This window comes from Afifella aestuarii (assembly GCF_004023665.1).
Taxonomy (GTDB): domain Bacteria; phylum Pseudomonadota; class Alphaproteobacteria; order Rhizobiales; family Afifellaceae; genus Afifella; species Afifella aestuarii.
In genome coordinates this window covers 1-3,576 of the sequence record NZ_SAUF01000003.1, presented here as the reverse complement: position 1 = coordinate 3,576, position 3,576 = coordinate 1, and the positions used below count along the sequence as shown (strand labels likewise).

The window sequence follows — 3,576 nt, the reverse complement described above, 5'->3', positions numbered from 1 at the left end:
ACCATATCATACATCCCCTCAAAGCCCCGCACCAACGCGGGGCTTTTGTGCGTTCTGAAACTGCCCGAACGTCCCGGCGACAGAGCGGCACACTCCTCACTCGGGCCCGAGCCCTCTCCGTCTGTCGCGACAGGGCGGGGCAACGAGGCTATTTAAGGCTGCTTACGCTGGCATGTGCGGTATTCAAGTGAAGGCTGGATTGCTTAAATAAGCTTGCGCTGCCAGGATGCGCCATGACCGATTCCGACCCTGATTTGCGCCTCGGCCGATATGTCGCAACGGCTGTCGGAGGCGAAAACGTCCGCGCCTTCGTTCCGCCGCCTCTGCCGCCGACGCCGCAGATCGACGTCCTGGCTCTTCTCGATCGCCTGAGTCTCGCCGAACGCGCGCTCGGGCGGTTGGACGGCATCACCATGCTGCTGCCGCGCCAGGAGCTCTTTCTCTATATGTATGTGCGCAAGGAGGCGGTGCTCTCGTCGCAGATCGAGGGGACGCAATCCACGCTGAGCGATCTCCTGCGCTTCGAGACCGAAGCTCGGGCGGGAGAGCCGATCGACGACATCCGCGAAGTCTCGAACTACGTCGATGCGATGATGTACGGGCTGGAACGGCTTGCCGAGCTTCCCTTGTCGTTGCGCCTCATCCGCGAGATGCATGGTCGGCTTTTGAAAAGCGGCCGCGGCGGCACGAAAGACCCGGGCGAATTCCGCCGCTCGCAGAACTGGATCGGGGGCTCGCGCCCCGGGAACGCGCTCTACGTTCCGCCGCCCGTCGCCGAACTCGATGGCTGTCTCGACGCGCTGGAGCGCTTCATCCACGAAGACGAATCGCCCCTGCCGGCCCTGATCAAGGCCGGGCTGCTGCATGTCCAGTTCGAGACGATCCACCCGTTTCTCGACGGCAACGGCCGCATCGGTCGCCTTTTGGTGACGCTGTATCTTTGCGTCAACGGGGTGCTGCGCAAGCCACTTCTCTATCTCAGCCTCTACCTGAAGACGCATCGTGCCGACTATTACCGCCTTCTTCAGGAGGTGCGCGAGCATGGCGCCTGGGAGGCCTGGCTCGACTTCTTCCTCGCCGGCGTTGCCGAAACGGCCAACCAGGCTTTCGAGGCGGCCACACGGATCGTCGACCTCTTCAAGGAAGACCGCGAGCGAATCACGAACGAAAGCGACCGCGCCGGCTCGGCGCTGCGCATCCACGAGCTCTTTCAGCAGAACCCGTTCCTGAGCTCCAACCAGCTCGTTGCGAAAACCGGCTTGTCGGCGCCGACAGTCAATGCGGCCCTGGCCGAACTGGAGAAGATGGGCATCGTCTCGGAAATCACGGGGCGCAAGCGAGGGCGGGTGTTCAGCTACCAGCGTTATCTTGCGATCCTCAGCGAGGGAACGGATCCCTTGCCCGCCGGCAGTTGAACGGTTTTGCCGTAAAAGCTCGCTGCCGCCCGGCGAAGACCGGCTTCGGGTGAAGAGCTTGCAGGCGAAGTCTCGGGCGCGCGACGGGGGTATCTGCGACATTTCCGCTCGCAGAAAGAGTGGCCCGTGCGGTCGGGAGCGGGTGTTCGACACGCCCGACGCCCTGTCGGCCCCATCTTGCTCGCCGGTCGGCGATTCGCGAGGCCGCAAACGATGGCTGCCGGGTGCGGCGTGATTCGCGTGTCGTGCTGGCTCGTTGGCCCGTGTGAGCGAGTCGGCTGCCGTTTTTGCCAGAGGTCTTGCTCACCGCACTTGAATGCATGCGTGGTTCGTATATTTCGTTTGTTTCGGATATTGCGGACAGTGCGCGCCGATGCGAGCCGCGAATCGATCAAGAGAACGTGCGAATCTCGCGCGGGATGTATAGGAGAAACGACATTTCTGCGCTCATCGACCAGACGCATGAGCCTTTCCTCGCAGACGAGGCGGAGGCTCTCATTGCACGCACGGCAGCCGATCGGCTGAAGGCGATCGCGGAGGCCCATCAAAGCGTCAAGATCACCGTCGACGGAGGGGCGGGCCAAAAGGTCATCGTACCGCTTCCGGCAAGGGCCGTTGCGCTCATCCACGAGGTGCTCGAGGCGATGGCGAGCCGGACCCCAGTCTCGCTGATTCCGCACGAGGCCGAGCTGACGACGCAGCAGGCGGCCGATTATCTCAACGTGTCACGGCCTTATCTGGTGCGCCAACTGGAAGCCGGGAAACTGGCGTTCCGCAAAGTCGGACGCCATCGGAGAGTGCGATTCGCGGATCTCATCGCCTATGAGCGGGCATGCCGCGACGTGCAGAAGAACGCTCTCAGAGATCTCGGTGAAGAGGCGAAGCGGCTGCGACTTGAATGATCTCGACCTTCACCGCGCTCATCGACGCCAATGTGTTCTATGGTGCGCGGCTGCGGAGCCTCGTGCTTTTTGTCGCCCAAACCAAGCTGTTCCGCGCCAGGTGGACGGATGCAGTTCACGATGAGTGGATCCGCAATCTGATCAGCAACCGGCCCGATCTGAAGCCGGAAGACCTTGCCCGCACCCGTGCGGCGATGAATGCGGCCGTGCCAGATTGTCTCGTGGAAGGATATGAGCCGCTTATTGCCGGCATCGAGCTGCCGGATCCCGACGACAGGCATGTGGTGGCAGCAGCGATCATGACGCGGGCCGATGTCATCGTCACGTTCAACGAGAAGGATTTTCCGGCCGCGATCCTGGAGGGTTTTCGGCTCGAGGCGAAGCACCCCGATCGATTCCTGATGGACGTCTTCGGCCTCGCCCCGAGCCTTTTTATCGATGCGGTGCGGGCGGATTTTGCGCACTACGCCGATCCGCCGCTTGATTACGGGGATTATCTCGAAAGCCTTTCGAGGGCGGGCATCCCGCGTCTCGCCGAGATGCTCAAAGCCTATGACGTCCTGATGCCGTCGAGCGGAAACGGGGGCTGACCACGCCCAACGCCTTGATCCCAGGCGAGCCGCTTGCGCGGGACCCGTCTTTGCAAGACCTTGACCGGAACGTGGAATGCCGGGAGCTGCACCATGGAGACATTCACCGGGGAGACATTCACCGGCGGGTGCCTGTGCGGGGAGGTGCGGTTCGTCGCGACGGGCCGGCCCTACCGCGTCGGGCTTTGCCATTGCCTCGATTGCCGCAAGCATCACGGGGCGGTCTTTCACGCCTCGGCGATCTTTCCTGACAATGCGGTGACAGTCACCGGCACGCCTGCCGATTATCGCGGGCGATATTTCTGCGCCCGGTGCGGCTCCTCGGTGTTTGCCCGCAGCGGCGACGAGGTGGAGATCCATCTCGGCGCGCTCGACGAGCCGGATCAGTTCGTCCCGACCTATGAAAGCTGGACAGTGCGGCGGGAATCCTGGCTCCCGGCGTTTCCGATGCGCCATCGCTATGCCCACGACCGGGATCCGTCGAGCCGCTTTGAGGACTGAGGCAAGGGGGGCGGGCGCGAGATCGCGGAAAACCGGGGCCGAACGAACGCTCTGTCGAATTTCGAAATGAGTCTGTTGACAGGCCGGAGAGGTCTGAATATATACCGCGACACCGGCGGCGGGGAGCACTGCTCTTCGGAGCTTGACGCTTCATCGCCGGCTTCCATT

The 3,576-nt window shown here is 62.9% G+C and carries 4 protein-coding genes; all 4 read left to right on the top strand.

What is annotated here, in order from left to right; translation table 11 throughout:
- The first annotated feature begins 233 nt into the window (after positions 1-233).
- The 4 genes from EO094_RS14140 (at position 234) to EO094_RS14125 (ending at position 3,408) form a co-directional block, all read left to right on the top strand.
- On the top strand, positions 234-1,415 hold the full coding sequence (locus EO094_RS14140) for a Fic family protein (protein ID WP_128293429.1): 1,182 nt from the start codon (positions 234-236) through the stop codon (positions 1,413-1,415).
- 419 nt (positions 1,416-1,834) lie between these two features.
- Complete coding sequence (locus EO094_RS18765) at positions 1,835-2,317, top strand: excisionase family DNA-binding protein (RefSeq protein WP_164879671.1); 483 nt, start codon at positions 1,835-1,837, stop codon at positions 2,315-2,317.
- Positions 2,314-2,907 (top strand): PIN domain-containing protein, encoded by a 594-nt coding sequence (locus tag EO094_RS14130; RefSeq protein WP_205649933.1) that lies wholly within the window; start codon positions 2,314-2,316, stop codon positions 2,905-2,907. Before EO094_RS18765 ends, EO094_RS14130 begins: the two co-directional genes overlap by 4 nt.
- 93 nt (positions 2,908-3,000) lie before the next feature.
- A complete protein-coding gene (locus EO094_RS14125; protein WP_128293425.1) occupies positions 3,001-3,408 on the top strand; it encodes a GFA family protein in 408 nt (135 codons plus the stop codon).
- The last annotated feature ends 168 nt before the right edge of the window (positions 3,409-3,576 follow it).